This is a genomic window from Legionella nigrisilvae (genome assembly GCF_977063395.2).
This window is the reverse complement of sequence record NZ_CDRUGZ020000011.1, coordinates 69,888-95,491: the sequence shown is the minus strand read 5'-3', so window position 1 is coordinate 95,491 and position 25,604 is coordinate 69,888. Positions and strand designations below refer to the sequence as shown.

The window sequence follows — 25,604 nt, the reverse complement described above, 5'->3', positions numbered from 1 at the left end:
AGAAGATTATAATTTGAACAGAATATTTTTCTACAGGAGTTCTTCTGTGCCTTATACATTACCCAGTCAATCAATGCTAAGGATGTTGGATTCACATCAGTTTGAGCAATGGTTTGCAACTATAGAAAGAGACAATACCCCCAATACCACAGAAACAGATTCCCATTTATCGACTCAATTCCTTGCACGGTTTGGACTAAGAGAAGCTACCCAGGTAGTTGAATTTCTCAAAACTGCTGGCGGAAATGAAACGATAAATATGATAGCACAAGAACTAATGAAGGAAGAGGAACAAACTCTTTTGATTAGAAAAAGTAGTGAAGAGGAACTGCTCCGACAGCAACGTTTGCTTTTTCTTCTTATGACCTTAATTGCCAAAAATAAAGCGCATACTGAACACGTTAATGAGATGACGCAGCATCAAATTGATGAAAGGCTTAATGAGTTTAAATCTGAGGAGAAAAAGCACTCTTCAATTGCAATGCATCTCATGGATGCAAGTATTCGAGCCAGTAAGATTATAAAACTTGATGAAGAATTAAGTAAATTAGAGAGTGATTTAACTCAATTGGAAGAAGAGTTACAAGAGCTTGAAGAAGAAGTATTAGCAATGGAAGAATATCATGCAGACATGGCCGATCATCTGGAACAGCTCAATGAGTTTCTTCAAATACCTTTATTAAACAATCAACCAATAACTCAATATGTTTCGCATGCAAACCAACAAATAACAGCTCTATCAACCCAGCTAGCGACCCTTAGAGCACAGCAAACAGCACAGGTTCCCAATAATATTGATAGAATACAAGAAACAAATACGCAGCGCCTAGAGAGAAGAGCGCGATTGTTGGAAGAACGGATTGCTTTTTATCAATCTCAACTCCAACATCCTCCTCAAACTTCTGAAGAAGTCTATCAACAGTTAATCGCTCAAATAAGAACCCGTTTAAATGAACAAGAATCGTTAAACGAAGATTTACAATTGCCTACGTATCGTGCACATCAAATAGAAGGTCTGAGATTACAAGAACGGGGATTGATACAAGCGTTGCAATTTTTAAGAAAAGAGAAAATTCTTCTAAACTCCCAGTTAGAGCCTGTTAATGATTTCAGCCAAGCACAATTTATTATTGATCCAAATCAAAGAGCTCGTTATCGCCGACATGGAGATTCATATGTTGTCTTTTCAGAAAAGATGGATCCCGATCATGCAAGTGAAAAAGACTTGTTAAAGGCCAAATTAAAATATGACAAATTAAAATCAGATATTTGTACCGTTAACTATTTATACAATAACCGCATACAAAATCAGGCAGAAACACTTAGGACCCGGTCTCAAGATTGTCAAAGTCGAGTACAGAAAGTGATGAACCGTATAGATAATTTTCAGGCAAATAAAGTTCAACTTCTTCAAGCACAAACCCCTTTTGCTATGTCACCAAAACCTACGGCCCCTAGACCGCAGCCTAGAAGTAGCTATTCGCGCATGTTGAAGTGTTTGGTCCCAACCCATGCTCCTGCTCCTCGTCCTGAAGACATACTTAAAGCAAAAAATGTACTTGAGGCGGTAGTTAAACCAGAACGCAAATACGAATTAAATGAATTAATCGGCGAAGTAAAGCCGGGAGAAATTATGAGTCCCGAGACAAGACTTGGGTGGCTTTATAGAGTAAAAAAACTCATACCCGATCTTCCTGTACCCGAATTAGATTCGAGTTCAAAACATCAGAAAAAATAAATGGCTTTGTTATACTTAAAACAAACCATTCATAAATCAGTATTCTTAGTGATCTGAGATGTACTTGCTCAGATCACCAACTATCAAATGATTATTCAGCTAAATTACTCAATTATTTGATAATCTATTTGACAAGATCTAATCGGAATTGTTACTATCAAATGATTAACGATTTATTTCACACTCTGTAACATATATGAACAATGCCATACAACATCAATCTTCTTTAAACAACTCTACTTGGTTGGTGTGTGCTATTGTTTCTGTCGTTTCTGTGGTGGTGGTCGTGGTCTTCCTCTCCTCGCCCTAGAGTTGCGTTTTGATTATTCGGCCTCTCTAGGGAAAGGCCAAAATAATCAGCCGATACGACTTTAACTATTTTGAGGAGATTACCTTGGAAACCGCACTCGATTCACAAGCATCGCAAAAACAAAAAATAATTACCTCTCGCGCTATTTTTATCATTAGTTTATGTGCAGCATTTTTATTTTATAAATATATTCTTCAGAATTTTCCAAGTGTAATGCCCCAACAATTAATGGATACCTTTCATCTTCAAGGATTAGGTCTCGGAGTCTTGTCAGGAGTGTATTTCTGGACTTACCTTATCGTACCTCTATTTGTAGGAATTATCCTCGATCACTATGGCACGCGCTGGGTTACTACAGGAGCCATTTTTTGCTGTGCTTTTGGAATCTATATTTTTTCTCAGGCCCAGGAATTAAATACCGCCATTCTAGGTCGTTCTTTAACAGGAGTAGGCGTATCTTTTGCTTCCATTGCTTATTTTAAATTAGCAGCGGTGTGGTTTCCCAAAAAATATTATGCTTTGTTAACCTCACTTCTCGTTACTGCCGCCATGATCGGAGCAATTTTCGGGCAAATGCCGCTGGCATGGCTGGTCAGTCAAATAGGATGGAGAGCCAGTTTAGCTAACGTAGCCTGGATGGGAATAATTTTAGCTTTCTTGTTCTTACTTATTGTCAAAGATAAACCATCCTTTTCCATTGGTTCCATAGAAACTCAACATGCTGCTAAGAACCCGCATCTATGGAAAGACATTTTATTAATTATAAAAAACAAACAAAACTGGTTATTAACCGGATATAGTGGTTTAGCATTTTCTCCCATCGTTATTTTTTGTGGTTTATGGGGAAATCCCTTTTTACAAAAAGCCTATCATTTAGATAAGTTGGTTGCCCCTTCCCTCATTTCATTAGTATTTGTAGGATTAGCAATTGCATGTCCTTTATTTGCTTTATTTATTAATCGCATACAAAATCGCTGCGCATTTGTTTTTTACAGCACTTTAGTTTCTGCATTATCCATTACTTTAATTATCTACGCTCACCCTATGCCAATTTGGCTATTAAGTGTATTACTCTTTCTTTTCGGCTTTAGTTTAGGAGCATTTCCCATAGTATTTGTTATCGGAAAAGAGTCCAACCCTTTATATCTGGCAGGCACGGTAAGCTCGCTAATCAATGCCAGTGATGCGTTTTTAGATGCAGTTACCGAGCCAGCGATAGGAAAATTGCTTGATACATTTAGCACCGCAGGGACCTCTCATGATTTTTCAATATTTAGTTATCATATTGCTTTAGCTATTTTACCTTTATTCCAAATTATTGGAGCTTTTTTGATGCGATGGGTAAAAGATGAACATCATCAAGTGGTCCATTAAGCATGCATTGAATCATTAAGTTCTTTTAACTTAATGATTCAATTTTCCGAGCACTCCATAGAAGAAATTGACAAAATAATAAAGCCTATGTTAGGTTCAATTTGTTGTTTATTTTTCACTATGTTTTATAGGAGATCATTATGTTACTTGCTATGCTCAAAAATGCCATCCACAAAATAACCCACATAGGCGCTCAATTAAGGACAATATGGAGTTGGGGGTATCTTTTTAGACACTAAAAAAATATCAACTAGAGCCCCCAAACATTCTCTTCCTCAATCTGAATTTTCTTTGTCTACTGCACTTAATACAAGAGGAAAAGGCACGCCAACAACTCATCCCTCAAAAACCTCACTAAGGGGATATGCTCAAAAGGCCTCGATCTGGTTTCTTGAAAAACATCTCATTTTCGCAAAAAAGGAATTAAATGGTGTAGATCATATTGTTACTTACATGAATGGAATGTTAATGCTTCTTCAACGAGATGACAAATCCAAGCATATTCTTTGTGAAGAAAGTAATACACCCGCACTGGATGATCCGTACCTACTTTTGAAGATCACCTGTCATTTCTCAATTTCTTTATTTGAAATTTTAGAGCAGGCAATCCAAAGACATATAAGATTGGAAGATTTGCCAGAGGAATTAGATGAATTGTATGAACAAATTGAAACGTTACATACTAACTTCTCCAATCTAGATGTAGTTATGCCTACTATTGATTTAATGTTGTCTTATCTGAAAGAAATTTCACGTTGTACGCAGGTAAATCAACTTGACCTGATACGGAAACGTTACTTACGTGATTTAAAACCTAATACAGATAAGTACACTGAAATGGCAGCCGAACTGCAACTAAAGGGCTTACAGCAAATATATATTTCCTGGAACCAGAAATATCAAATTGACTTAATGAAAACTTATATCATTATTGTGGGTGCTCGTGGCCCTAAAAAAGATCTTATTGAGCATCAATTTTTTAATGCACTACGTGCTTATTATGGAATCGATGAAAAGAATACCCCTTTTGGAGGTATTATCTATTCCGAAATGTTACCCCAACAAATGAAGGATTTAACTATTGAAATGCTTATCGACGATTTAGCTAGAGATTTACATAATATGCAGATCGGTCTAGGTATGCTTAATGATAGACACGCTATGTATCAAGATGTCCTGGGGAAATATGCTCCTCGCGTCATTAAAGAGCTTATAGAAACACCCTTAACACAACAAGAAGGAAAATGTCCATTTCGCAAAATAACAAACAATGCTTATAAGTTTTTCCCTTATGCAAAGGATGCAACAGAGGGTGAAAACCCAGATACGCTGAATCAATGTGCTCACAACTAAATACCATTCCCGCGTAAGCGGGAATCTACTCTTCGAAAGAAGTTATTCAATGCTCTCGACATGAACATAGACCCACGCAAATATGCCCGAAGCCAATTTCACTTTGACCCGTTTATAATCTTCAACCTCGTAAGAATCGGCTTTTGCTAACTCTTCTGAACTTACATCAAAAACCATACCCTCGATATTATCGTTGGGTTGACCTGTATAGGTAATGATAGGATGATCTTCTTCACCACTCGTCGCAATTACGCTGGGATCTTTGATTTTTATTTTAGACATACCAAATCCAGGCAGTTTATCTGCCGATCCATGCAATCTTCGTCCAAAATTATTCAGTTGTACTGTTTCATAACGCAAAGTTCCATAAGAAAATAGTTTTTCAACGTTCATCGCTTTACCTATTTAAATGGCTGATTATCCAGTATTTGTTATTTATAACAAGATAAACATCTTCGATATTTTTAATTTTTCTCTAAAATATTTCTTTGCTAATGATTTCTATTTTGATGAATGTTTGAGCTCGCTACAACTTTATTCCGCCCCATTTTTTTTGCTTGATAAAGGGCTTCATCTGCCTTAGATATTAAATCATCTATTCTCTTACCATCGTGAGGATAAAAAGCAATACCGATGGAAATAGTTACTGAAATAGTTTTTTCTTGATTAATTTCTATTGAAAAGTTTTCGATGGATTTACGCAGCGTTTCCGCTTGTGATTTGACCTGATCTAAATTACTACTTCGTAGGTAAATCATAAACTCTTCGCCACCCCAACGAGATACCACATTCTCCTCTCGTCCTATGTGTCGTATTTTTGCAGCAAATTCCAAAAGAACCTGGTCACCTACCAAATGACCATACGTATCATTAATTTTTTTAAAATCATCTATATCAATTAATAATAGAGCAAATGTAAATGGATTATCTTTTGAATTCAAAATTTCTTTTTGCAGGTATTCCTCAAAATAACGTCGATTATAAACTCCCGTTAAGCTATCTTGGGAAGATTGGGTTTTTAAGACATCACGAAGTCTAATATTATACAGGCTCAATGCGCACTGTTCAGAGATGATTTGCGCCAAAGCAATCAAGCGTTGATTGTCAGTATTTAAACCAAATTCCACGTAAAATAAGCCTAACATTTCATTTTGAGCAAATAAAGGCAAGCACGCATAGCTTTTAGGTTTTTTATCTCCTTTTTTTATATGATTGCACAATACTCCTTCAGTGCTATCGGAAATATAATAAGGTTGATGTCGCAATAAAGACAAACAATCTTTGGGCGTAAACAGGAATAAGTTAGAAACAGTCTCACCCCAGCTTAAAACTCTGCTAATCATATTCGGATTATCAGAAGCAATAAGGTAAACAATTCCAGAAGTACCTGATAGGATACGTTTACTGTAATTTTTTATTATCTCAATCGCATCATCCATGGAAAGACTGGATTGTAATAAACTCATTAATTCTTTTAATAACTCCAATTCTTTATTTTGCATTTCAAGACTTTTAACAAGATTCTCAAGCTCTATTTTAGATTCTTCAAGTTTTTGTTCATTTTGAATACGTTGATGAACATTCATTGCAAAATGACTAACCCCAATAAGATTTCCCTGCGAATCATGAATAGGATTGTAATGTATTTCATAATCCAGTCCATCGTAGCGTTTGTCTTTAAATGACTCAATCACTGTAAACGCAGTACCTTTCATTGCTCTTTCCCACAGCGTCAGGGATTTTGTTTGATTCTCAACACTCATTTTCTGTAAAAGTACATTAAAATTCATGCCAATTTCTAAATCGACTTTGAAAATTCGATAAATTTCACATTTATACATAGTGTTAAACACAATAAAATTGTAGTTCAAATCAATTGCAGCAACTAAATCATTACTTCCTTCAATAATTCCTTGCAAACGCTCTCGCGCATTTGCTAAAGCAACTTGGGTTCTCTTTAATCTTTCAGTATTTTCTCTTATAAATTGAAGTGTATGAACCAAAAATCCGGAGAGCAAAGCCATAATTATTCCGATTATTAAGATCATGGCAGGAAAAAAAGAGGTAATTACTTGATTGTGTAGTGTGATTGAAGGCCAAAGTATAATTTTCCAGTTTTGTCCATAAGTAGGAAGAATCATACTGTGCTGCCAACTCTTATAAAACTTCATATCTTGAGTATTAGTATATAAAACTCCTGAAGAATCATAGATATTCAAATTATATCCTTGAATATCCATTTTTTTTAAAATATCAGCCAAAAACTTTTCTGTATCGAGAATACCGACCATAAACCCTTCAAATAGATTTCCTTTATATAAGGGACTTAACAACAAAAGACTTTTACCCAGCCCTTTTAGTTCAAACTGAGTACTCATTTGCAACTCTTTGGAGGCCAAACTTTTGGTTATCTCTTTTCGTCGATCAGGATCATTGTAAAGGTTATATTCTTTAAGCTGCTCTTTTCCTTCCTCTGGTGCAAGCCAACGTACTATATATTGATTATTCACCCATGCAATTGCTCGGTAGCCGGGCTGATCATGAATATAATGCATTGCATCCGCCTTCCATTCGGTTTCGGATGGTGTTTGTTGACTTATCCAACGTTTGGCCATTCGGGAAAAAGAAGAAGTAAACTCTTGTAAATGAGATTCAATGACATCTTCAACATTTTCAATCTTCAACTGCAATAACATATTTAATGAATTTTCTTGGTTCTTTTTAGTAATCTGCCATCCTAGAGTAGTGATATTTAAAATTACGAACATCGTAATTAATGGCAGGGAGACTCGCGAATGTTTTACATTTTTTGAATTGATGTAAAAAATGATACCTAAGCTTAAAAGGATTAAACCCAAAGAAGTATAAATAGAAATTTTCATCCATCTTCCAGCTCCAAAGCGTGCTGTAAAATCCATAAAATAATCAGTCCCGGCGATAAATCCCAAACTCAAAATAAAGAATACACCGACTAAACTTACCCCAAGCCAATTAGGTGAAAAATCGAAAGAAATAATTAAAAAACAAAGTGAAACAATGATAAAACTTAAAGCCACACTTGGAGCCATAGGACCTGGGTATAACTTGTAATCTAATGCAAGAATTTTGATGAAGAAAATATCAATACCTAGATTTGCATTCGCGATATGCTCATACAAAATAAATGCCGAAAATAATAAAAGAATACAACTAAGAAGTCGGCTGGCTTGTATTGCTTTTCGATACAAACAAATTAAAGCTAGGCCCGACAAAATAAAGCCCAAAGTAGTGGTGGGTCTCATAAAAATATATTCGGGGAGTTCGTCGGGTAAATGAGAGCTAAAATACCAAGCAAAAAAATCAAATAACCCCACAAAGAAACAGATTCCTCCAATTAGACACGTAAAAGTCCTATAGTATACCTTTTCATCCATTTTCATTTCCTTGGCCTATAAATAGAGTATAAAACAAAGAAAAACCTATAGATACATTGAAAGCATACTCTCAAAAGTAGATGTTCAATAAGGTTTAAAGAGACGGACTTTCTTCTAAACTATACTCATCTAAAGCTAGCAAGATGTTTTCTTCAAGAGACTTCGCTTTTCCTATAGGTTTATTAACTCCATTGATGATAATAGAAAAAATAAATGTTTTTTGGTGGGGATTGGTGATAAAGCCTGATAAAGAAGATATGTCATGCATTGAACCTGTTTTGGCATAAACATTATTTTCAAGCATAGTCTTCTTCATTCTCTCCTTTAACGTTCCTGAAACACCAGCTCGTGGCAGTGCATTGTAGAAAATAGGTTTCATAGCTGGATCATGATAAAGATCGCTAAGCAAAACTACCATTTGTTCTGGCGTAACCAAATTATAGCGGGTTCCCTCGCCATCGATGATATCCATTTGTGACATATCAAGATGGGTGTGTTCAGATAATATTTTTTTAATCGCAAAAGCCCCTTCTTTGTGCGTGCCTTTCCCGCTTAGAGTAAAGCCTAGTTTTTTAGTTAGACTGTTTGCATAGAGATTATCTGATTGTTGTAACATATGAGTAATCAGGGTACTCAGTTTTTTTGATTGGAAACTCGCAATAAAAGTAGGATCAGCTGGAGAGGTGCCGGTAATAATTTTTCCTTTCAGGGCAATATTGTGTTTATCAAAGGTTTTTTGTATCACTTGTTTTACTACCAATATCGGATCAGGGATAGCAAGTTCTATTACTTTTGGATTTTTTTCCTGAATCATACATCCATATAAGCGAATGGTATTATTTGGATTGAGTTCAATATTCAAGCTGCAGTGGTCTTTCCCTTCTTCTTTACTCACTGTTAAGACTTCATTTATCACAGTTAGTGCTTTAAGCTGTGTTTTGGGTTTAATGTCGACCCGTTTACCCAGTTCTTTAGCGCTGGTAAGTTCATAAGCCACTTTATTTTCGTTGATAATTGCAGCCGTATCTGGAGCAGCATAATACCAACCTAAATCATCATAAGAAGTTCCACTTGGATAATTTGGTTCTTGATATTGCGAACTGTCAATTATTATATTTCCTTGAATGGAGTTTATATTATTATTTTTTTTCAAGTTTAATATTAATGAAGTTAGATTATCGGCAGTAAACGAGGGTGATCCGGTAAATTGAACATAGTAATTTTTTTCTTTTCGGGAAAGTGTTGTTATAAAACGATAATCTGGTTTTAATTGATAAAGAGCCGCTGCAGCAGTAAGCAACTTCATGCCACTAGCCGGAGAAAGCAATTTATCTGCATTTCTGCTGTAAACAACACGACCAGTTTCCGCTTCTTTAATAAGTATACCAACGGTTGCATGGGGTAATTTTTGTGCAATAATCCCGTCTATTTTTTCTGAAAGCGTTTGAGAATTTCCCATTTGATTAAAGAAAAAAGCGGCAAAGAAACATAAATAATTAGAATAGCGCACGACATTTACCCTAATGAGATACATGAAGTATAGCTTTACCGATTCAGAGCCGAAGTGCAACCCCTAATCCAATATTTTGGTCAGGCAATATATCTGGGGATTTTTAATAAATAAGGTTCACCCATAGCAAGACAAGATAATAGTTAGATTTTTCCATTCTATAAGTTCAAATTGGGGCGATTCGGTTTTGTAAAGCTTCGGGAAAATACTTCCGGTGTAATGTCCTTGGGACTCAATTCATCGAGATGAATCATTTTAAAAAATGATTTATTAGCCAGCGAACTTATATCTGGATTTTCTGGATAGTACTTAAGTAAGGGAAAAAATAATGCTTGGCCAATGACATACCTTTTGTCCCTGCTCTCAGGAGAAAGCCCCCAAATGTTCTGATACGTCATAGCAGCAACTTCATGATTTATCGACTTGTTGCCTAAATAAAGCATTACATGGCCACCAATATAAATAAGGGTCATGAGTGGATGCCCTTGTGTTTTCAAAGTACTAATTCGCTCATCAACCGTATTTTTAGTTAAATCGATCCCTGAGCTTATTTTAGCCTGTTGTGCGGAATTGCGCGGCAACCAAATACCGAATGGAGTAAATATGCTTTTTAGTTCTTGGGAGCAATCATTAAAAAAGAAAGCTCCTCCCCAACCATAAGGACGATTTTGTAATTGTTCTAATATTCGACTCATATTTTTTTTTGTAGCCTCAAGAGGCATTAGACTAGCGGATTGGGAGCGCACAAATCCAGTCTGGATCACTGCTTCATGAAGTTCATTTTTTATTGGAATCAAGATAGAAATATGATTTTGAGTACGGCTATGGAATGGGAACACTGCACCGATGTAGCCTGCGAATTGAAAGTGACCACGTTGATTTACAATACTTGCTTCTGTTTCAGTGATGGCTACTAAACTTTTTTTTGACGCTTGTTTCCAGTGTTCAATAAATCCATTAGAAGCATAAGCAACATCTGAGTTTTTTACCCATGCAAAATAAGCGTCAGGTGTTAATACTAAAGACCAGGCGCTATCCTGGGAAACTGTAAAAACATAAAGTGGTGTTCCCGCCCAAATCACTGATTCTTGTAAATTATCAAAGGGAAATCCTTGACCGGGAATCGTAAAATGGAAAAAATCTGGGGCACCATCTGGTAAAGCGCGGGCAAAGGTATTATTTACAGCTATTGCTCTATTCTTTTCGTTAAATGCTAATATTTCAATAGCTGGAAAATTCATATTGTTTTTGATTCGATTTAACCATCGCTCATCATGCTCTTTAAAGTTTTCTGCATAGTGTCGTTCTTCTTCTGATTTATTTTGATTATCAAATTCCGTTAATAATTCCAATTCAATTTTTTTCACTACAGGGATAATAGAACTGACCATTCTCTCACTCCAAGGAGAGAGGCCTTCTGAATTATCTGAGTAATAGTGATTATAAAATTGATGCAATTGAATCTCTTGATATTCCGGTTTTAATAAGGGAACCTCATTGTCCTTACTATCTGAAGGGAAATAATCATGAATATCTTGAGAGTAGGATTTTAGCGAGAAATCATAAATCGGGACTTCAGTAGCAAAAGAAGCGGACAGAAAGAAAATACCTAAAAGCGAAAAAGCTCCTTTGCTTAAGCCCCTGAATCTAAATACCTTGAAACGCATAAAACAAAATCCAATCCAATAAAATAAAGAACAATTATACGATTAAATGCTCATTGTATAAGAAGTTCATCTTTCACAATTGCTGTTGACTCTTCTACCATAGAAACAACATGCTCATGACGTGATGGACTTAACAATCTTTGAGAGGAGTATAGAATAAAGATACTTAAAGGTAATAAGGTCAATAGATCAAAAGGAAACTTTAAAATACCTATTCCACCGAAAGTGCCTAAATAAGAAACAACAAGTAGGGTCACCATGTAAAATAAAAACCAGTATAAAAGAGAACGATTATCCCATGAGTTTGCGCGATGATATATATAATAAATTAGAAGACCAAACAGTAAAGCAATATCTAACTTCCAAATAATCGAAAATCCACACCAATAAAGCATTAAATTACAAAAATAAAATGCAATATGTGAACAAACAAGTGCTCCAGAAAGTCTAAAGGGCCTAGGCGTTAAAGGCTGTAATTTACGCATTGCTAAAAGACATATAGGTCCAATACTGTATGAAAGAATACTTGCAGAAGATAGAAATGCTACCAATTTCTGCCATCCTGGAAATGGGAGAAACGAAAGCATTCCAACTAATAAATTTGCATAGAGAGTCACATAAGGAATTTTATGACGATTTACCTTTAAGAAGATTTTGGGCAGGTGATCATTCAAAGCCATTCCATATAAAATTCGTGAAGTCGCAGCGGTATACACTAAAGTAGTTCCAAATGGAGAAAAAGCCGCATCGATCATCAACAAAGTAGCTACAACTCCTAAGCCTAAAAGCAAAGTTAAACCTACTAAAGGTCCACTATCTCCTGGGTAACTCAGAGCTTGCCAACCATGTGATAAATATTTTTGTGGTACTGCCGCAATAAAACTTAATTCAAGCATGAAATACAAGACAAATCCAATCAAGACGGCACCTAAAATAGCAATAGGAATATTTCGTTGTGGATTTTTTACCTCTCCTGCCAATACCAAACCATTTTGAAATCCAGTGAACGCAAAAGCAATACCTCCAGCAGAAAGTGCGGTAAAAATATTTACCCAACTTTCTTTATCCGACAAATTGATCTTGATGTTATCCATGGTTGGAGCAACATGAAGTAAAGAAACGATTGCAATACTTGGTAATATAAATTTAATGATACTTGCATATTTATTACATTCAACAAGCAATTTAATTCCGTAGGAGTTCAAGACCACGACAAAAAGCATGATCCCCATTGCTGCAATATAACCATAGCCGGAGAGTGTGAAGGTTGAGGAATCTTTAACTATTAATATCGGGAAAAAATGACTTGAGTACTGCAAAATAGCCTGTATTTCTATCGGGGTCATTACGACATAAGACAACCATGATGTCCATGCAAATAAAAACCCAACCTCCTTCCCATGAGTAAAAGTAGGATAATTAGACATCCCGCCAGATATGGGAAACATAGTACCCAGCTCACAAAGAGGTAGAGCAATAAAAATCATAAATACAGTAGCAATAATCCATGAAATTAATGAATTACTACCTGCCATTTGGGCACTAATGAATGGGCTAAATAACCACCCTGAGCCGATCATTCCGCCAGCAGAGGCAATAAGAATATTAGTTGTTGAAATATCCCGTTTTAACATAACAAACCTATGAGGATGGTGATACTCCAATTTAGCCAGAAAGTAATTCATTATACAAGTTTAAATAATTCCAGATAGGTGCAACTACTTCTTAAAACTCTTTGATTATCACTTGTGCTTTAACCACTTTTGTAAATAGGAAATGAGCGATAAAACTAGTACTGTTTCCGTTCAATGGCTTCAATTTCTTTTATGATCAGTTCCCCTTCTTCATCAGATTGAGTATTAAACCAAGACTCCAAAATTTCTTTTGCCAAATCCTGTGTTAGAAGTCGATTGGATAAGGCTAAAACATTCGCTCGGTTCCATATTCTTGCACCTCTTGCAGTTTGAGCATCCGTGCATAATGCCGCTCTTATTCCGGGAATTTTATTCGCCACAATGGAAATGCCAGTCCCTGTCCAGCAAAAGAAAATACCTTCATCACATTCACCATCATGAATCGCTTCAGCAGCCATTTGAGCAGTTTCAATCCACGACTCATTTTGACGCGATTTAAGTGCACCAAATGGAATAACTTGATGTCCTAACCGTTTAAGTTCTTGCACAACAAACTCATTAACAGGATAAAGCTCATCGCTGCACACTGCTATTTTCATCGATTTATTACTCCCAGAAGAATGTTTTAATAAAACAAATATAATCCTATGGGCTCTATTTTATATAATGTAGGCCAAGAATACATCGCCAGAGCATAGTCCAGAGCAACGTTAATCAAACCACGCTGCTTTGTAAAATGGAGTTGAAATTTTTATTTGGACAAATTTTCAATTCCATTGAAATCAATATCATAAGTAGATGCAGGATAGAATCCCTTCTTGGCTCTGATTGCTCTACAAAGTACATTCAGCATCATCAGCATACTTTTCAGTTTAAACCAGGGGTAAGCTTTATGTTTTAAGACGTCATGTGCTCTTCGATAATCTTTAATGAATTGATGAGGATTTTTGAGTATATATTTCAAACAGTGAAGCATCATTCCTTGGCCCAGCATAAAAGGCTGCATGTGTTGCATATTAGGTATATCATACTGTCTTTGTCCACTTAAAATAGTATGCCAATCAATTTTATCAGTTAAAAGATGGAACCCACTGGTTACTCTTGGGTTACACTCTAAAACATATGCTTTATCATTCATTAAAATAAAATCAAACGCTATTTGGCCACTAAATTGAAATTTCTTGCAAAATATCTTAATAAAATCAGTGATTGGTTTTATTTCTGCGGGTTCAAAATATATTCCGGTAGATAGGCCGGCTTGATATTTTGAGTAATAGCAGGATTGAATTAATACTTCACCTTTATGCGCAATAGCATAAGTACTGTATTCTTTACCTGGGATAAACTGTTGAGCAATATAAGGTTCATTAACAGGGAGATTTGCAATGATTTGTGGTGAAGGGTTGATGAGTGTACGCGATCCAAAACGAGAAAAAACAGGCTTTAATACCAAAGGTACGTCCTTTGGAAGACGCTCTTTATCTTTATCTGTTTTAAGTAACCAGCTTTGCGGCGCAGTTAAACCGTATTCCCTAACAAGCTGGTTAAATGCATACTTACTATGTAATTGATTCAGGCGTTCAAAAGGTTCACAGAATACTTTGGTATGCTTTGATAATTGTTCATAGCCTTGGCTTATATGAAAAATTTCCTCGCATGATGGAATAAGTAAATCAATTTTATGATGGATAACTAGTTCTTCGATTGTATTTAAAAACGCAGCCAGGTTTTGATTGGGTTTAGGAATCACGAAATGCTTTTTTACTCCCTTAACCAGTCGCGCTAGCGGATAAAGCATACTCTCGGCACTATAGACCTCATATCCTTGACTAATGAGGCTACGCATAATGTCCATAGTAGCAGGCGCCCTACCTCCAGTAATTAAAATCTTCATCTAAATCATTTCCTTAAAACCATTAATCTACTTTTCAAAATCCAGCATTCAATCAATAAGAAAGGATAAAGTTATTTCGCTTATCTCCTAGCGCAATTCTATTTTCAAATAATTTTTGATAGATGTTTATAAAAATTATAGGGCGTTGCGCAAATTAATAATCGCTCTAATTCTTTGGCAAAGACCATGTGATGTTGCGGAGAAATCATTTTTGAAATTATTTCATTAATCATATAAGCCATTTGCATGGAGTCTCCTCCCAGATTGTCAAAAGTAACATGATTATCAATAAGTTCAAGGGGTAACGATAATACGTTTGCAAATAATTGACGAATTTTTGTTAGTAAATCCTTCTGTACGTCTATCTTATTAAAATTCAAATTAGAAGTTGGTGCTGGTAATTTTTTATAATCTACTTTTCCATTAACCGTTAAAGGGAATTCAGGTAGAAAAGTAAAATATTTGGGTATCATATAAGAAGGAAGAATGGTAGCTAGCTTATCGTGCAAATCAATTCTCTCTTGCGAATCTGAAACTAAATATGCAGCTAATTCATTATGATCCTCACCCATAAGATGATCCTGCTTTATGAGTGTTACCACAGCTTGCGAGATCCCATCTATTCCTAATAACACATGTTCAATTTCCGCCAATTCAATGCGATGACCGCGTATTTTTGTTTGATAATCTGTTCTTCCTAAATAAACAAGCAAACCATTTTCTCGGTGGGTCGCCAAATCACCACTCTGATACATACGATCGCCTGGAAAAAAAGGATCATTCATAAAATGTTTACTTGTTAACTGGGGTTGGTTTAAATAACCCACTCCCACATTACTTCCCGCAATATAAATTTCCCCTTTTTCTGCAAGTCTGACTGGTTTGAGTTTATTATCTAAGCAATAAATGCGAGTATTTGCTATAGGAATACCAATAGGCACGCTTCCTTGAAGATCGTTAATAACATCAAATTGATGAACCATACATCCCACCGTAGTTTCCGTTGGACCATATTCATTAAATATTCGGGCCGCAGGTAATTTTTTACTAATAGTGTGTGCCAATTTACAAGGAAAATCTTCTCCACCAACGACCAAAGTTAATGAATGTTCCGAGATCATTGGTAAATTGCTAATCATTCGCAAATGTGAGGGCGTTAGCTTTAAAAAATTGATTGCTGGGTTTGTAAGGATATCTTTAAGCATCAGTGAGCTAAGGGTCTCTTGGACTAACCTAATACTCCCACCCGAAAGTAAAGGCAAATAAAGTGATGTTACGGTTAAGTCAAAAGCAATGCTTGTAAATAACACTGTATGATAAGGTTGATTCGTATTTCCATAGGCTCCAACAGCCCAAGATAAATAATTCAGTAATTGCCCATGATTAATCATGACTCCCTTAGGCATCCCAGTAGAACCCGAGGTATATATGATATAAGCCAATTGAGTGAGTAAGTTTCCATTATTTTTTGGTATATGGGAATTTAAAATCTGTATTGGAATATGGGTACTTAATCCAGGGTAATCCTGCTTTAATACCGCGAATTCTTCATGAACCACCAAAGCAGGTTGCGCATCTTCCAATATAGCTAAAACCCAAGCGCTGGGTGATTTTATATCAATAGGAATATAAGTAGCCCCTAGATACCAACAAGCAAGAATAGAGCAAATCATAGTCTCATTTCTTGGTAAATAAATAGCAATCTTGTCCCCGCTCTGAATACCTAAATCGGAAAAATAACTGGCAATTTCCAAAACACGATGACCCAATTGCTGATACGTTGTAGTGTGAGTTCTAGAAATTAAAGCAGGTAAATGAGGATGCTTTAGTGCGCTCTCCCATATTTTTGTAAAAATTGTTTTCTCTTGGGGAAAATCAATCTGGGTATTGTTATATACAGGCCATAGGGTATCGCAATAAGATAAACTCTGCCGAACTAACTTAGGCGCATCAATCAACTTTTTAAATTGGTTGACTAAATGGGTACTTGTTTCAAGTGTGGCATGGGCATTTGAGACAGAGAAACAAATAGTCGTGGCATTCTCATGTTCGGTTACAGTAAGGACAATGGGAGCAATAGGAACATTAATTGGCAAAAAATAACCATCAAGCGCTTTACAGTCTTGACCTAAATAGAGATCTGATAAATTAATCGATAGTTTCGACACAATTCCAGACATCATATATTTATTTTTTTTGTTCTGATAATAAATCAATGCTTTAAGTAGCCCTTTTAGCAAGGGCAAAGGTAGATGGTTCATATAAGCATCAAAGGTTCCTATGCGTAGTTCATTCTGCTCACTAAGTTGCTTCACAATATCATAATAAATGGAAGCCCAGTCCGACCCTTTTTTTGCTTCGATAAAAATAGGATTTGTAAAATTTGCTGTAGTATTCGCCTCAATATGATGACGTAAATCTACTGGAATCATAAAACGGGCCTTTTCAGCGCCAAAATGTGTACTGCGCTCTAATAATATGTGACAAATCTTAGCCGTTAGCGCATTAATTTTTCCAGGAAGGGTTACTTTATGCCATAAATAATGAGTATGAGTGGCGCCAGTAGTGCCTGTTGGTGCAATGCAATCCAATGGAAAATTGGATCTACATTCAGTTTTTCGTTTTTCACTGAGGAATTCATAGTCAGTCATGGTACAGTTTGTACCCACTAAAGGTTGTTTTCTCAATGAACGAAAAATATCCTTTACCCAATGATACAAACCCATGCCATCCATTACCCCATGAAACGCACGGAATACTAAAAAATGGCGTTCCCCTTTGATGTAGGTAATTTGTGTCCCAGGATAGGAAGGTACAAACTTATGTCCATGGAACAATGATAAGTCTTGAATATTATGTCCATCCCATTCCATCTCGATAACTTGAACAGTGTTCAGATCGACCAACTCATCGGGGATCTTATACCAAATCGAATGAATGACTCTTAATCCAGCTTGCAAATGGACATATGGGTTTGCATCACTCGCTCGAACAATTGCTTTATTGAGCGAAGATACATGCACTTCTGAATCCATTTCAAGCACCAATTGTAGCGAAAAGGAGTGATTCATAGCATCGCCTGCAAGATACAGTTTTTCACTCGGTGTAATTGAACGTTGAACCTTTGTTTTGGATTGATGTGAGGGCATAAATTAAAAATATAGATGGCAGTTTTTTGAATACAACGTAACCTGGTAGGTTAATAATTTTACATCAAAAGTCATATTAATACCAACAATCGTGTATTACATTATAAAAGCTTAATGTAACAGAAGGATAAATTGCCTAGGCATTGTTTTACTCACCTAGGCGAAAGATTTATAAATATTTATGATGATTTTCTTCGCTGCATAATTTGCGAAAAAAATTCCGGCTTGTTTAACCCCATAGAGGCAAAAATTTGGGGAACTCTATCCCATGAACCCTCTTCCTCTATACTTGCAACAATTAATTCAAACCCAGCTTTTTTATCGGTCTCTAATCCCCATCCATTTATAAAGCTGAGACCTCTCAAACGTTTTGCAGCGATATGACCTAATGCTATTGCTGCTGATAAATAAGCATGAGCTTCTTCAAAAAGCTGGTTACATTTTTTTAAATTGGATTCGCTTTTAAAAATGCCTTCTTTTTCTAAATTTTGTCTAAATTTAGCTTCTTCGAGAACCATTTGCCCTAACTGATAATTAGCTTCTGCATCATCAAGCATTGCGGCAGCTCTATAACATTCCATATACATCACATTGGCATAAGGGAACTTTTTACTTCCTCTCAATGTATTATAAATAGCTGCCAGTTCAAAATAATATGCAATTTCTTTTTTAAGGAGTTCGTCTCCGGGTTGATTATTTACCCGATTTGCTTGCATTGCTTTTATCTTCTTTGTAATTCGTTTAATTTTCCAACGTTTTAAATAGGACATAAACTCTCCTGCCATTTACTATGCTGTTACTTGAATCAGATATTGTAAGAAAAAAATTGCCATTAAAATTAAAATCATTAAAGCAAGAATCTTAAGTCCAAAACCGGCAGATTCTTTTATTTCCTTCCCAATTTGTTTACTAGGAGGATTCTCTTGTTCTTCTTGAGGTTTTAGCTCTGACTTATAAAGATTATTATCAATATGATTCGATACAAAATAAGAAATCAATCCCGTGATGAGGCTGGGTACAAAAAACATTAACCAAACAATAAGCTTACTTTGCCCAACGGTATAGTTATAATCATCTTGCAAGGAACTCAGAAGTGTCATAACCATCTCAGGAACATTATAATTTAGTCCCCAAGCTAGATAGGGTAATAGGTATAAACTATAGAACAATAATCCCAAGCAAAGAACCAAACAAATCATGCCTAAAATATAGAGCTTACTGTTTTGGCTAAACCGATCTTGTTCCATATCACCTCTTAAATAACCTTTTCTTTTTATTTAAGATAGCAGATGGATTTAAATAAGTACACTTACTGGTGATATTAACCATTTCATTTTAAAATAGAATATATCTATCATTTTCATTATAAGGCAATAAATGAAGCGCTATGTTTTTATGATTTCCGATGGCACAGGGATTACTGCTGAAACTTTAGGCCATAGTTTAATCACCCAATTTGAAAATATTAAATTTGAGCGACTCACCATCCCTTATGTTGACTCTTTAAAGAAAGCAGAACATGCTGTTGCACAAATCAATCAAGCTTTTGAGGAACAGGGAATCAAACCTCTTGTATTTACAACCCTGATTGATCCAGAAATCAGAAATTACTTTAAAAAAGCTAATGCTCGCGTTTTCGACTTATTCAATACTTTTATTGGCCCCATGGAAGAAGAGCTTAATGAAAAATCTTCATATACCGTCGGAAAAACTCATGGTGTAGTGAACAGTAAACTCTATTTGCATCGATTAGAAGCAATTGATTTTGCGTTATCGCATGATGATGGCGTGAAAACTCGAGGCTATGATAAGGCTGATATTATTCTTATTGGGGTTTCACGTTGTGGAAAAACCCCAAGTTGCTTATATATGGCACTACAATACGGTATTTTGGCTGCAAATTACCCTTTTACTGAGGAAGAAATTATCGGTTTTAAATTACCCGATGTACTCAAACCTTATAAAAACAAACTATTCGGGTTGACCATTGATCCGCAACGTTTACAACAAATCAGGGCAGAGCGCAGACCGAACAGTAAATATGCTTCCCCAGAACAATGCCGTCTGGAGGTGAAAGAAGTCGAGGCTATGTATCAAAAGGAAAAAATTTCTTATATTAATTCGACAAAATACTCTATTGAGGAAATATCAACAAAGATACTGGCTGCCTCAGGTTTACAACGTAAGATATAGAACAGGAAGTTTTTGGTTAACAGTATCCTGGATATTAATGCCGCAAAACTGAAGAAAATTAGAAACACCACAATGGGAGAAACTATTTGGAAGCACTAGGGAAGTCTGCATTACAATCATAACGACTATCATTAGCTAGAAAGGTCTTGCAACTTTGATTAATTGTGTATTTGACAGTTGTAGCATCGGGTACCGCTATATTTTTCTTAGAATACATTTGCCAGATGATAACCCCTCCACTGTCCTTTTGTTCACTAAGGATTTTATCGACTAATTGATTAGTAAGTTGCAATTGTCCACCAACAGTTTTCGGATAAGCGGGTTGATTTACTTCAAAACCAAATTGTATTTTTGCATTAATATGATATTTGGCTGGTAAAAAAGTTACTTTTCCAATGCTATCAATTGTTAAACTCGGATTAGTAACACGGTCGGCTTTAAGCCAATTGATAAAATCGTTCATATAAGCACCGACTTGACCCGGTAAATCTAAAGGCCCGTTAGCATAAGGTGCACAAACAACCGGATTGTCTCCACATAGATCATAGGTCATTAAACCAATGCTATCAAAGCGGGAAACGAGTGCTTCATCTTTATTCGTAAGATTATACCACAACCCTTTCAAGTTTCCCTTCCACCACAAACCTCCTTTCGTATTAATATCCGGATATTTGTCTCCAAATACAAAGCCCGTAATTGGGCGAGCACCCACGGGGGGTGACGCGGTGCTAAACTTAAGATATTTTGCGCTGGGATTGTCCATTATCGCGTGTAAAATTGCATCCACTTTATCAATTGTTTTGGGCATCACATAAGAGGATCCAGAATTTATTCCGTATTTCATGAGATTTTTATAAGTTGGACCACCTGCTTTAAGAATGCTTTGCGCAATATCAGTTGACCATTCACCGCTTGTGCTAGGCCCCCAAGCAACAGCATATTCATCTGCATGCCAAAATTCTTCGTAGTCAAAATCAATGCCATTCACACCTAAGTCATTTGCTAATTTTACTAAATTTTCATAAGAAGTTTTTGCTTTTGATGCCTGTTCGGGATCAGTTGGATCAGGAAACCAATCATAGAACGCTTGACTCGTAGTTGAAGTTAATATCCTACAACTCTCTTTTACCACACTAAAGTTACAACTGTAATTCCAACCACCTACCGCTAGAAATGTTTGAATCTTTTTTTCTTCAGATAATTTGATTGCGGATTTTAACGCATTAAAAGCTTGAGCACCTTTACCATCGTGATCTGTAAAGTAACCTAGTATACCGGTTGTTGCTAAATTACCAGCTTGGTAATCGATCAAAGTCGGTCTAACAAATGAGAAGATAACCCTGTTAAAATTAGGTTTTTTTAACTTTACTAAATCATTAACGTAGCGTTGAAGCTGCTCTGGGGTTTCAAGAAGCAAATAAACTGAAACGACTTTTTCATTAGGGTCAATACCTGCATATAAAACAGAACTTGCAAGCATCAATATAGTATACAACACAGAGAAACCAGTCCGTTTCAGTTTCATTGATTCTCCCTAGTCTACCAACCAGATACTGTTTAAATTATATACATTTAATAGGGATAAGCAAATGAATCTACTTTTGTAAGTAATAGGATCTGGGGTCAACGTAATGGAACTTAAGATATTAATATCGAATGTTCCATACGTTAAATTTATCTGTGTGAACGAGTTACTCGACAACCCATAATTGCATAAAATCATCCACTTTCATGGTTGCAAGTGTATTTGTATCACTCATTGCTTGCATAATCCGTTCTACCCTATCTGCAGAAAATTGGGTGCTTAGGTTCTTTTTGAATTTGGATAATAAAACGGGAATACCTTCCTCACGTCTACGTTTATGACCAATGGGATATTCCACAGTAACCAAATCACTTTCAGTACCGTCTTTAAAAATAATTTTAATACTGTTTGCAATCGAACGTTTTTCAGGATCATGGTATTCACGAGAAAAACGTTCATTTTCAGTAACATGCATTTTTTCACGTAATGCATCTATTCGGGGATCTGCTGCAATATCGTTTTCATAATGTTCTGCTTTTAAATCACCGAATAATAAACCTATTGCCACCATATATTGCAAACAATGATCCCTATCAGCAGGATTGTGCAAAGCACCTTGTTTACTGATAATTCGGATCGCCGATTCATGAGTTACTAAATCAATTCGAGCGATTTCATCAAAACGATGTTTCACAATCGGATGCAGCATAACAGCACACTCCACAGCAGTCTGTGCATGAAATTCAGCAGGATAAGATAATTTAAATAATACGTTTTCCATGACATAACTGCCGTAAGGACGTTGAAACTTAAATATTTTTTTGTCAAAAAGTACATCATAAAAGCCCCAGGTAGGGACACTTAATGCACTTGGATAACCCATTTCACCGGCTTTAGCAATTAATGCTAATCGAACTGCTCTAGATGTAGCATCACCTGCTGCCCATGATTTCCTTGAGCCTGCATTAGGAGCATGTCTATAAGTTCTGAGGCTTTGACCATCCACAAAAACTTGAGATAAAGTTCTTAACATCATATCTCTATCTGCGCCAAAAAGTTGAGCTGCAACAGCAGCACTAGCAATCTTAACTAAAAAAACATGATCCAGTCCAACTCGGTTGAAACTGTTTTCCAAAGCAAAACACCCTTGAATTTCGTGCGCCTTAATCATCGCGGTAAGTACATCCTGCATTAAAATAGGTGCCTTACCATGAGTACAGTTTTGTCGACACATATAATCTGCTACTGCAAGAATGGCACCTAAATTATCAGAAGGATGCCCCCATTCTGCAGCAAGCCATGTGTCATTAAAATCCAGCCAGCGTATCATCGCCCCTATATTGAATGCAGCCTGTACAGGATCAAGCTCGTATGCAGTACCTGGAACACGTGCACCACCAGCGAGAGTTGCGCCAGGTACAACTGGACCCAAGAGTTTAGTACATTCCGCAAAATTTAATGCTAAAATTCCACATCCCAATGTATCCATAAGACATAAACGGGCTGTCTCATAAGCCAAAGCACTATCAATTTTCTTGTTTAATACATAATCCACTATATCAGTCATAACCTGATCATAATCAGGCTTAATGTTGTCTTCTACATAACTGTGCATAATCACCTCTTGTCTTATTAGAGTGTATTGACGAACCCTATCTAGGCTATATTCACCGGCTTGTTCGCGGAATCCATGAGCATTCGGATTAATCACATCTCCATCTTATTTTGATGTCCTGGATCCCGCGAACACATCGCGGGACTCTACTTAAATAGCGATGCTGTTGTGCTATTCACTATCTTTTCATTCATATGTTAATGCATGGATGGAACAACTACCCTCTCGTTTCAATAGCTGGAAACTCTTGAGGTTCAGGTCCAATATATTCAGAAGTGGGTCTGATCAATTTATTATTGGCTCTTTGTTCAAATACATGTGCTGACCATCCTGTGATGCGCGACATAACAAAAATGGGTGTGAATAAGAATGTAGGAATACCGCAATAGTGGTACGCCGAAGCACTATAAAAATCTAAATTAGGGAATAATTTCTTTTCATTCCACATTACTTCCTCAATACGTTCCGAAATATGATATAAAAGAAGATCATCTTTATCTTCACCTAAACGGAATGACCATTTTTTGATGATATCAGAACGTGGATCACTAGTCGTATACACTCGATGTCCGAATCCCATAATAAGTGCTTTATTGAGTAACATTTTTTTCAATTCAGTTTCAGCTTGATCCGGACTATTAAAACGTTCTATCAGCTCCATTGCTGCTTCATTGGCCCCTCCATGTAAAGGACCGCGTAATGTACCAATCGCACTTGTAATTGCAGAGTAAAAATCAGCCAGTGTTGCTGCAGTAACTCGTGCAGCAAAGGTAGAGGCATTAAACTCATGTTCTGCATATAGAATCAAAGATACATTCATCATCTGAGCTTCTTTTTTACTTGGCTTACGTCCATGTAATAAGGCTAGAAAATGTGCACCTGTTGTTTGCTCTTCACTTAGGCCATTGATTTCTTTATTATGGAAATGCCACGCATACCAGTAGCACATTATTCCCGGAAATAAAGCCAACAATCGGTCTGCAATATGATATTGCTCGGAAAAGTCATGTTCTGGTTCAATTGTTCCCAAAAATGAACAAGCGGTTCTTAGAACATCCATAGGATGGGTATTTTTTGGAGTTAATTTAAGTACTGTTTTTAAAGTCTCTGGTAAGGTTCTTAGATTAACTAATCGTTTAGTATATTCATCCAGTTCTTTTTGAGTAGGAAGTTTTCCATAAAGCAATAGATAGGCAACCTCTTCAAACGTCGCATACTCTGCTAAATCATCAATTGAATAGCCCCTATAATTCAAACCCTTCCCTGCTAGCCCAACTGTACAAATTGCTGATTGACCCGCAACAACCCCGGCTAAACCGCCGCTTTTAACACTCATTGTCTTCCTCCATCAATTGGTCTAGTTTTTGTTCGTATTGATAATAACCAAGTATTTCGTATAGTTCCTCACGTGTTTGCATTTTATCGAGCATAGACTTTTGCGTGCCGTTCTGAAGAATTGCGCTATAGGTATTTAACGCCGCTTGAGACATAGCTCTGAATGCACTTAAGGGGTACAAAATTAAGGATACCCCTACCTGCTTGAGTTCTTCTTGATTAAATAAAGGGGTTTTACCGAACTCAGTAATATTTGCCAGCACAGGTACGGGAACCGATTGAGTAAAGGTTTGATATTCTTCCAGGTTAATCATTGCCTCAGGAAATATCATATCAGCACCTAGCTCAACACAAAGTAAGGCTCGTTCAATAGCTGCATTCATTCCTTCAACAGCATAGGCATCTGTTCGAGCCATGATAACAAAATCAGGATCTTGGCGCGCATCCACTGCTGATTTAATTCGATCCCCCATTTCTTTCAGAGACACAATAGCTTTATTGGGTCTGTGTCCGCATCGTTTTGCCAATACCTGATCTTCAATGTGAATGGCAGCAACTCCGGTTTTTTCCATGAGTTTCACTGTTCTGCCGATATTAAAGGCATGTCCCCATCCCGTATCCACATCTACAAGTAGAGGTAAAGAACAAGCTTCAGTAATTCTGCGTGCGTCTTCAAGAACTTGAGATAAATTAGTCATACCCAGGTCAGGTATACCGTAGGATGCATTTGCAACACCAGCTCCTGAAAGATATATTGCTTTTGCACCAGCGGATTGTGCGAGCATAGCAGAGTATGCATTTATGGTACCCAATACGGGTAAAGGTTTATTTTCTTTGACTATTTGTTTGAAGGCTTTGCCCATGGAACTTACCATTAGCTGTCACTCCTTGATC

Annotated in this window: 18 protein-coding genes; 4 read left to right on the top strand and 14 right to left on the bottom strand. The window is 36.4% G+C overall.

The annotated features are described in order from the left end of the window. Nucleotides 1–46: 46 nt before the first annotated feature. From ACWTE2_RS00490 to ACWTE2_RS00480, 3 genes are all read left to right on the top strand, one after another. Nucleotides 47–1,738: a hypothetical protein gene (locus ACWTE2_RS00490; protein WP_454783695.1), complete on the top strand. Its 1,692-nt coding sequence runs from the start codon at nucleotides 47–49 to the stop codon at nucleotides 1,736–1,738. A 394-nt stretch (nucleotides 1,739–2,132) separates the two neighbouring features. Further along, a complete protein-coding gene (locus ACWTE2_RS00485; RefSeq protein WP_454783694.1) occupies nucleotides 2,133–3,422 on the top strand; it encodes an MFS transporter in 1,290 nt (429 codons plus the stop codon). Between the two features lie 291 nt (nucleotides 3,423–3,713). Next, nucleotides 3,714–4,775, top strand: a complete 1,062-nt coding sequence (locus ACWTE2_RS00480; protein ID WP_454783693.1) for a hypothetical protein — start codon at nucleotides 3,714–3,716, stop codon at nucleotides 4,773–4,775. Between the two features lie 42 nt (nucleotides 4,776–4,817). On the opposite strand, the gene ACWTE2_RS00475 is transcribed toward ACWTE2_RS00480, so the two are convergent. From ACWTE2_RS00475 to ACWTE2_RS00430, 10 genes are all read right to left on the bottom strand, one after another. Beyond that, nucleotides 4,818–5,168 carry a gamma-glutamylcyclotransferase family protein gene (locus ACWTE2_RS00475; protein WP_454783692.1) on the bottom strand — a complete coding sequence of 117 codons (351 nt, stop codon included), beginning with the start codon at nucleotides 5,166–5,168 and terminating at the stop codon, nucleotides 4,818–4,820. Between the two features lie 98 nt (nucleotides 5,169–5,266). Continuing rightward, on the bottom strand, nucleotides 5,267–8,188 hold the full coding sequence (locus tag ACWTE2_RS00470) for a diguanylate cyclase (RefSeq protein WP_454783691.1): 2,922 nt from the start codon (nucleotides 8,186–8,188) through the stop codon (nucleotides 5,267–5,269). A 94-nt stretch (nucleotides 8,189–8,282) separates the two neighbouring features. Then, complete coding sequence (gene dacB, locus ACWTE2_RS00465) at nucleotides 8,283–9,698, bottom strand: D-alanyl-D-alanine carboxypeptidase/D-alanyl-D-alanine endopeptidase (RefSeq protein ID WP_454783690.1); 1,416 nt, start codon at nucleotides 9,696–9,698, stop codon at nucleotides 8,283–8,285. Nucleotides 9,699–9,856: 158 nt separating this feature from the next. Then, nucleotides 9,857–11,365: an SH3 domain-containing protein gene (locus tag ACWTE2_RS00460; protein WP_454783689.1), complete on the bottom strand. Its 1,509-nt coding sequence runs from the start codon at nucleotides 11,363–11,365 to the stop codon at nucleotides 9,857–9,859. A gap of 50 nt (nucleotides 11,366–11,415) precedes the next feature. Then, nucleotides 11,416–12,999: an APC family permease gene (locus tag ACWTE2_RS00455; protein ID WP_454783688.1), complete on the bottom strand. Its 1,584-nt coding sequence runs from the start codon at nucleotides 12,997–12,999 to the stop codon at nucleotides 11,416–11,418. 155 nt (nucleotides 13,000–13,154) lie between these two features. Further along, nucleotides 13,155–13,598, bottom strand: coding sequence for an RpiB/LacA/LacB family sugar-phosphate isomerase (locus tag ACWTE2_RS00450; RefSeq protein ID WP_454783687.1), 444 nt, complete (start codon nucleotides 13,596–13,598; stop codon nucleotides 13,155–13,157). Between the two features lie 152 nt (nucleotides 13,599–13,750). Then, nucleotides 13,751–14,893, bottom strand: a complete 1,143-nt coding sequence (locus ACWTE2_RS00445) for an ATP-grasp domain-containing protein (RefSeq protein WP_454783686.1) — start codon at nucleotides 14,891–14,893, stop codon at nucleotides 13,751–13,753. Nucleotides 14,894–14,997: 104 nt separating this feature from the next. Next, nucleotides 14,998–17,964, bottom strand: a complete 2,967-nt coding sequence (locus ACWTE2_RS00440) for a non-ribosomal peptide synthetase (protein ID WP_454783685.1) — start codon at nucleotides 17,962–17,964, stop codon at nucleotides 14,998–15,000. A 257-nt stretch (nucleotides 17,965–18,221) separates the two neighbouring features. Next, a complete protein-coding gene (locus tag ACWTE2_RS00435; protein WP_454783684.1) occupies nucleotides 18,222–18,812 on the bottom strand; it encodes an SEL1-like repeat protein in 591 nt (196 codons plus the stop codon). Nucleotides 18,813–18,830: 18 nt separating this feature from the next. Further along, nucleotides 18,831–19,289, bottom strand: coding sequence for a hypothetical protein (locus tag ACWTE2_RS00430; RefSeq protein ID WP_454783683.1), 459 nt, complete (start codon nucleotides 19,287–19,289; stop codon nucleotides 18,831–18,833). Nucleotides 19,290–19,419: 130 nt separating this feature from the next. Between ACWTE2_RS00430 and ppsR the strand changes: the two genes are divergently transcribed. After that, nucleotides 19,420–20,235 carry a posphoenolpyruvate synthetase regulatory kinase/phosphorylase PpsR gene (gene ppsR / locus ACWTE2_RS00425; RefSeq protein ID WP_454783682.1) on the top strand — a complete coding sequence of 272 codons (816 nt, stop codon included), beginning with the start codon at nucleotides 19,420–19,422 and terminating at the stop codon, nucleotides 20,233–20,235. A gap of 82 nt (nucleotides 20,236–20,317) precedes the next feature. Here the strand turns inward: ppsR and ACWTE2_RS00420 are convergent, their stop codons facing one another. The 4 genes from ACWTE2_RS00420 to prpB all read right to left on the bottom strand — a co-directional run bounded on the left by ACWTE2_RS00420 (nucleotide 20,318) and on the right by prpB (nucleotide 25,585). Continuing rightward, a complete protein-coding gene (locus ACWTE2_RS00420) occupies nucleotides 20,318–21,760 on the bottom strand; it encodes a hypothetical protein (RefSeq protein WP_454783681.1) in 1,443 nt (480 codons plus the stop codon). A gap of 166 nt (nucleotides 21,761–21,926) precedes the next feature. Beyond that, nucleotides 21,927–23,375, bottom strand: a complete 1,449-nt coding sequence (locus ACWTE2_RS00415) for a bifunctional 2-methylcitrate dehydratase/aconitate hydratase (RefSeq protein ID WP_454784418.1) — start codon at nucleotides 23,373–23,375, stop codon at nucleotides 21,927–21,929. A 217-nt stretch (nucleotides 23,376–23,592) separates the two neighbouring features. Beyond that, entirely contained in the window at nucleotides 23,593–24,711 is a 1,119-nt protein-coding gene (prpC, locus tag ACWTE2_RS00410; protein ID WP_454783680.1) for a bifunctional 2-methylcitrate synthase/citrate synthase, read from the bottom strand. Next, entirely contained in the window at nucleotides 24,701–25,585 is an 885-nt protein-coding gene (prpB, locus tag ACWTE2_RS00405) for a methylisocitrate lyase (RefSeq protein WP_182390602.1), read from the bottom strand. The genes prpC and prpB overlap by 11 nt, the downstream gene beginning before the upstream one ends. Nucleotides 25,586–25,604: the final 19 nt, after the last annotated feature.